Raw genomic sequence first — 7432 nt, 5'->3', positions numbered from 1 at the left:
CAGTAACTATTCTCTGATGTATATGTCTCTATATGATTTGGATATACATCAATCTTTGCATCATACTCTCCCGTCTTTGGATCCAAATGATACAACTCACAGTTGTTGCTGTACCTTACCTCAACTCCATTCTCATAAACGGTTTCATTCCAAAATGACATAATTTTATCCTCCTTAAAATATACTTTTTAGGTTACCGGCCGGCTCCCATGACATACCCAGTAATGTTACTGCCTATGTTTCGATCTGTGCCAAAGATCATCATCAGATGGGAATTTCAAGTCTGTAATTTTTTATTTGCTGAATCATTTTCCCTTGCATATTCGTTATACTATATTTGAAATCAACATTGGCTGATAATAAGTTGAATAAAAGTTGAATTTTTGAACCTTGTACTCATACACAATCTTCACCGAATCAAACACATCCATTCCAGCTATATGTATAGCAATGCTATATCTCATGTGTTATAATATTTGCGTAATTTATTATCTGAATTGCTTTGGAGGTTTTAAAATGTATCTTTGTATCGGTGTTTTGCTCACTCTTATGTCCCAAAAATATTATGGCAAAAGAAACTATGCATATCGGAAAACTGTTTGCGCTAAGACCTTTCAAGAATTTGTTGCCAAAAGAGATTTTGAAGACAGGGGAACAGTTAGTCATCTGTTAAATTGTGACTGTGTTGTTTTGAAAGAAGCTAGAGAGGAATGCCTAGATACAAACGAAGATATACTTATTGACAAACTTGAAAAAACATCTATTGAATTACAGAAAAGTATACTTGATAAAAATCAAATACAGGATTTTGTTTCCTCCGTAATTTATATAATAGAACACGACAGATCGATATCATCAGATATAACCATCGGTTTAACTCAAACTGTTAACATGTATTCTGGATATAAAAGAGAAGAATTACTTACTACTGACTGTATAGACTTAACTGAATTTCTGATTAATATCCTATTTTACGTATTCACAACAGGTGATAATCGTCTAGGAAAGGAAACCATCACTTTCTTAAATACAAGCGTTAACCTCAAATCAGAAATAGCCCAAAGACACATTAAAGTAATTCCATATGAAATGCGATCGCTCGATAAAAGTGATAAGCTAAATGATTGTATATGCCCAAATACTATTTTTCCCCACAAACTTACAGACTATACTGTTGTAGGTGCATCTACAAACACCATACTTTATAGAGAAGCAGAAAATTATAAACTTCCTAAAGAATTAACTAATTCTATGATAATCCATAGCACATCACAAAAGGTGCTTTTCCGTGAAAAGGAATTTAATAATATAACTTATGATCTACGAAGCAATCAAGTTTCTAATATTTTTCTTCACGGAATGGGTGGTTGCGGAAAAACAAGTCTTGCAAGTATGATATATTTTCATTTGAAAGATCAATACGACTGCTATGGATGGATTAACTACTCCGGCAATATTAAGCAAAGTATGATATCTGATATTTCCATCAATTATAGCGATGAAACAATGATTGAAAATGATGCAACGAAAAAATGGGAGACTTTAAAAAAAGCATTCAAAAACAGCTCTCAATCAAAATTGCTTGTGATAGATAATGTCGATAACATTGACAGCATTAATCAACACCCAAGACAAGACAAAGAACTTATAAGAATGTCTTCTTGGAATAATATAACAATTATTATTACATCCAGATTACCAGAATTACCTGGATATGAAACATCATATGAAATAGAAAACCTAGGAAATGCAACTGATGACAAAAAATGTATAGAATTGTTTTATCATTACTCTCCGGAATCAGAAAAATATCGTTCATCCAATGAAGAAACTGTTAGGACATTATGTGCTCTTGCAGGATATAACACAATGGTTATAGAGTTACTTGCCAAAGGCTGCTATCATTCTTCTCACGACCTAAACAAATACTATCAACGTATAAAGAATAACTTCAGTTATGCAGACGATACATTAGTAGAAACTAATCACGACTATACGATTTTAAAAACCGATAAGTCTGACGATGAATATTATGACATAGGAAATGAGACTGTCGCAAGTCAGCTATATAAGCTTTTTAATATTAAGACAAGGAGTCCTCTTCAACAGTTAATATTATGGGATTTTCATTGTCTCCGAGAAAATGAAAGAGTATTCACTCAAGAAGTAACTGATTGGATGGGGTTTAATCTGAAGGACATAACACCACTTGTAAGAGAAGGCTGGATAAAACAGACAAATGATTATTTCTTTATTCATCCCCTGGTGAATCAGGCAATTTCCTGCTCAAAAGAAACAAATTCCACATATTGGGACATAAAGCAAGAAATGATCAGAGAAGGAAAATGCTTAGGTGGAATTATCTCTTCAATCACCGATAATTCATTTTTTAATGAATCTGATAGTTTTGAGACATCATTGAGGAAACTTGTTTTTGTTGATTGTCTGTCTTATAAAGGTGATATATTATCTGCAAATGACTGGATCAATATTGCCGATTTTGCCAGGAAACGCGGAAATATCAATTTGGGTAAATACTATTATAAAAAAGCTCATGATTATTTTTCATCAGTTTCATCCAAGAATGATATCGATATGAAACAGTACTGGAAATGTACATATTATTATGGCTATATGCTTTCATACACAAAGTCTGGCTATAAAGATGCCGAACTCACACTTAAGGAATCACTTGAATTGGCAGAGCAGATTATAGAAGAGGAAGGAAACACTGATAGCAATATTCTCATGTTAGCTACCAGCCTAGACCATTTAGGGTATATATTAAGCAATTCCCTTAATAATGACATATTAAGAATCACTTTGGCTGATATCTATCTTAATGAAGCTGTAAATTATCGTGAAATTCTGTGTTCAGCACATCCTGAACACTATCGATTATTACACGATTATGCATGGAGCCTTGATAACCTTGGCGCATTTTATACGAACATTGATGTTTCAAAAGTTATATTTTCAAAAAATACCAACCCAAATGATATAACTTATCTAACTATGGATGAAATATTAGAAAATAAAAGGCAAACAGAGAAACTCCTCAAGACAGCATTGGATATACGGATATCTCTCGCAAATGCCAGAGGAAATATAGATTCTACTGAGGTAGCATGGACATATTTTAATTTAGCAGAACTGATATATACAAATCTAAACGAAAAGCCTACCTCTAACATTATGGGAATTAATCATTATCTAGATACTGCAATGAGACAATCAAAAATCCAAAATGCAGAAATGTATATAAATAACGCTATAGTAATTTACCAGCGACTTGACCAACGATTCCCTGGACAGCATATGAGTTCAGAGGCTCGTACAACGGCTTTATATGGCAAACTACTGATGTTATGCCCAGAACGTCATGCTGAAGCATTAGAACAATTTGACAAGGCCTTGACATTATATATTACTTTGGATAATGATAATCCTGGTATGTATAAACAGGAAATACACACCTTGCATATTCTTTACCACTTATAGTTTTCATGTATACAGGTGGCAAAAACGTAAATACTCCATAGTAAGAAATTGAACATTCTATGGAGCATTTACGAGTTCTTTCCTAGAACTTTTTGGAAAACAGATGTTCTTGTTGTATAGTGTAAATATCAAAAAAATTTTAATCTTCTTGGGACCACTAGAATCTTAAGGTCTTCCTTCAATATTCCTTCTCTTAGAACTTCAAATCAAATTCAGGCAATTCTTCTTCTTCCACAATGCCAACATCAACACTAAATTCATGCAAGAACTGATATAACGTATCCACCACCGATTCTACATTATTTTTATCTCTAAACATCTCATATAAATATTCAACGCCTCCACAGGCATAAGAATTAAATATCTGCATATTTTTCTTATATACTTCCGGATTTTCAACAGGATCGTCTCTAAAAGCTCTATTCTTGTAATCATCAAGAGTAAATCCTTCCTCTTCCTTTAAAAGCATTATTGTTCTATATATATGTCTTAGATCAATCTTCCTTTTACTCAATTCATTTGGAAAAATTGAGGCAGATTGTACCTTATCTCCTTCATCCTTAGATTCTGTTCTATTGTTTAAATAACCGACGATTGCCCCGATTACATATACTTCTCTGAATGTCTGAAATACACCTACTTCATCTTTTAGAAAACGAGCATATGTAGCATATTTTCCATTAAATTCAACTTCATTTCCAAATAAACCATTATTACCTTTTTCAGAAATACCAGCCATACTACACCTCCACTATTTTCACTTCTGTTTCACTTATTTTTTGTAGCTCATATATTCTTGCAACATGTCCATCAAGCCCTTCCTTTGCATAATTCCAGTCTTTCTCCATAACCGCAAAAATAAGCTGACTAGTAGCAGATGCAAGCTGACGTGCAATATTTTTAGTATGTGTTGAATCCGCATGGGAAAAAGCCGCATCCAAAACAAGAGGATACTGTTCTCCTAACATTTCTCCATTATCACCATCTTCTCTCTCTTTCATTACTTCGTATGCAGTTTTAACCAATGCTCCAACGTACGAAAAATATTTAATTACTCTTAATCCGCCAGTGATATCAACATCCTTGCCATTGAATGTAAGGTTTATATTATATTTTTCATCAATCGAAATATCTCTATGTCCAGTGTACATGTTATCAAATAGTTCTTTTATATGTTTATTCAATTTATCTCTAACTTGCTGTTCTTTCTGTTCGTAATTGTCCTGAACCCAATTATAAATTGCCTCTGCATATTTATAATAAACTTGATATTCCCTCACTTCCTTATTTTTATTCTTGTACATATTGAAATTATTTGTTGCCGTTTCAATTGCCGATCCCAAACTTCCCTTTTCAGAATTCTTTCTTTGTAATTCTTCTCTAAGAGACCTCAATCTTCCTTTATATATAGTTAGATTTTTCTCCGCCTCATTTGTATCAAACTCGCCAATTTCTCTTATCTTGATTAATATTTCTTTGTCTTCTCTTTCAAGTTCATCTATTCTAGTTCTGCAATTTAAAATCTCCGAGTACAAATCTTCCATCTTAGAAACATACTGTTTATTTTTTTCGGAATATTCAGCAATTTTATCCTGCATATCGCTCACTAATACACCTATAGACCTAGGGGGAACATATTCAATGTATTTTTCTACACTCTTATATGCCGCAGAACCTTCTTTTAAATCTGTTCCGCAAAGGCATTCTCCTCTATGCAATAACTCCCGGATTGCCTTTGCTTCAATACCTTTTATCCCCTTATCATTAACATCTAACTCCACTAGCTTATCTGCTGTTTTACCCAAAAGAGGTGTCAAAAACAATGCCAATGATTCTTCACTAAAACATCTTAAAAATGATTTGTTCTTTTTCCGTTCATTTTCCTCTGCAGATTTTATCTCTCTTGCAATCTGGTCACGGCGTCTCTGTAACTCTTTTGACGGCGCGGCTTCTCTAAGCACTTGATTAATCTCCTCAATTTTATCTTCATATTCTACAATTTCATTATTAATTTCTGTAATACGCTTTAGTACATTGCCAATTTTTTTCTCTGCTGCAACTTTTTCAGCAAATGCTTTTTTTGCAGCATCCCCACTTGCATCCTTCTGTTTTTCCCAATAATATCCCATAACGCTTGCGGCAGTTGGTGAATCCTGAGTTTGAGGGCCATGAAGGTGTTTTCTCATATTATCAAAAGCCTCCAGTCCAATTAATATTTTTACCGCACCGCTAAGATCCTTTTTTGATATTTCATTATCTTTTTCACCCTCAAAAAAGAAAAATGAAGATAAATCATATGGTAAAATAGATTTAATAGCAACATTTATATCACTTTGCATTTTACCAACTGTTTTCTGTTCATTATTTTCTATATATGTCAAATTTGCGATACTATCTTCTGCTTTCAACACGCCATTATTTTGCATGAAAAATCGCTGAGTACGTTTCATCGTATATATTTTACCATCATCTTCAAATTCAATCTGAACATACGCCTTTCCTTGTTCCCCCGGTCGCATATCATTTTCAACATTCTCATTTAATATTTTAGGCTTATTAAATTTACTCACTCCGTAAAAACACCAAATGAACGATAATACGAAAGTGGATTTTCCGTGTGTGTTATCCCCCAAGATAACTGTTACATTTTCCTTTTCATTTGAAGCAGAAAACTCTATTCTCTGTTTTCCAAGAAAAGGGCGGAAATTAAAATATTCAATCGATTTTAATAACATTTTTTTACCTCCCCCTCTATAATAGACTTTATAAGATCTTTCATTTCACGCTCACCATATTTAGCTGTTTTCGTGTTTGATCGCTCTGCAGTATATATCCTGATTATCATACGTTTCAAGCGCTCCTCGTCCACTTCTATTTTTTCATATTCGATCAGTTCATTATCCTCTGTAATAAAATCATTCATTCGCTCTCCTCCTTAAATGCACGCTTATTAATGCGATATGTTTCTTGTATTTTTGCTATTAGAAAATCTGATTTTGTTGGATTACTTGATGTATTAGCAAAATCCATCATTCTCTCAAATTCACGATACACAAGATTTAAATCTCTCTTTCTCTCTTCTTCATCAAGATATTTTACATCCTCTAGTTTTCTTGGAAGAGTGACAAAATCATAAATTTCTGCATATTCCTTCCCTTCAGCCTTCCTTAATACCCTTCCTCTTCTTTGTATATATTCTTTTGGATTACTGCTACTAGCCAAAATAAATGCTCTATTTATCGCCGGAATATTTACACCTTCATCCAAACATTTTATTGCAGTTATAACCTGCAACGATTCATCAACAAACATTTTTTTTATTTCTATCCTTCTTTCAGGATCTTCAGACGAAGTGAATTTACACACTTTCATTCCCAATTGAGTATACAGTCTTCTGTTTACTTCATCAATTTGCCTAACCTGATCATCATCATCCATATCTGTTCTATCGTAGCTTGTTGCGCCACAATAAACTAGCATGTGATAGTCTTCCTTATAAGGTTCAATAACTTCTATCAGTTTATCAATCTTTGATTTACAACCAGCGATTATTCTAGCTCTCCTTATCAGCAATTTTTCAACATAGTCACTCGTTTCGCCTGTTTCTGCAATTCCACCACATCTAATTATTTTTCGCGTCAATTCATTGTAATCTTCTAACTCTTCAGGATCCAAATACACCAGGCACGGATAATAATAATACGGTGTTAAAAAGCCACCATCAATTGCATCTTTCAAAGAAAAGTTAATACAGTCATTTCCAAAATACTGCCTTAAAGCGAGAGTTCCATTCTCATCTCTGTGTCTCTCCAAGGTTGCCGATAATGCAAGGCGATATCTTGCCGTTTGATATGTACCCTCTTTACTGGACAACCAGTAAGGAGGGTATTTTTATGCGTTATAGTTATGAGTTTAAAATGATGTGTGTTGA

The 7432-nt window shown here is 33.4% G+C and carries 5 protein-coding genes; 1 reads left to right on the top strand and 4 read right to left on the bottom strand.

Annotated elements, in window-relative coordinates:
- The first annotated feature begins 516 nt into the window (after positions 1-516).
- Complete coding sequence (locus OCV54_RS10080) at positions 517-3501, top strand: NB-ARC domain-containing protein (RefSeq protein WP_055223852.1); 2985 nt, start codon at positions 517-519, stop codon at positions 3499-3501.
- A gap of 193 nt (positions 3502-3694) precedes the next feature.
- Here the strand turns inward: OCV54_RS10080 and OCV54_RS10075 are convergent, their stop codons facing one another.
- The 4 genes from OCV54_RS10075 to OCV54_RS10060 are packed head-to-tail and all read right to left on the bottom strand — an operon-like array spanning position 3695 to position 7314.
- Complete coding sequence (locus OCV54_RS10075) at positions 3695-4240, bottom strand: hypothetical protein (RefSeq protein WP_055223850.1); 546 nt, start codon at positions 4238-4240, stop codon at positions 3695-3697.
- 1 nt (position 4241) lies between these two features.
- Positions 4242-6236, bottom strand: coding sequence for an AAA family ATPase (locus OCV54_RS10070; RefSeq protein WP_055223848.1), 1995 nt, complete (start codon positions 6234-6236; stop codon positions 4242-4244).
- Positions 6227-6424 (bottom strand): hypothetical protein, encoded by a 198-nt coding sequence (locus tag OCV54_RS10065; RefSeq protein ID WP_055223846.1) that lies wholly within the window; start codon positions 6422-6424, stop codon positions 6227-6229. Before OCV54_RS10065 ends, OCV54_RS10070 begins: the two co-directional genes overlap by 10 nt.
- Positions 6421-7314 carry a helicase-related protein gene (locus OCV54_RS10060; RefSeq protein ID WP_172678740.1) on the bottom strand — a complete coding sequence of 298 codons (894 nt, stop codon included), beginning with the start codon at positions 7312-7314 and terminating at the stop codon, positions 6421-6423. The genes OCV54_RS10065 and OCV54_RS10060 overlap by 4 nt, the downstream gene beginning before the upstream one ends.
- Positions 7315-7432: the final 118 nt, after the last annotated feature.

It is taken from the genome of Coprococcus aceti (assembly GCF_025567285.1).
Taxonomy (GTDB): Bacteria; Bacillota; Clostridia; order Lachnospirales; family Lachnospiraceae; genus Coprococcus; species Coprococcus aceti.
Note: the sequence above shows the minus strand (reverse complement) of the source record. Positions and strands in the feature narration are given on the sequence as shown.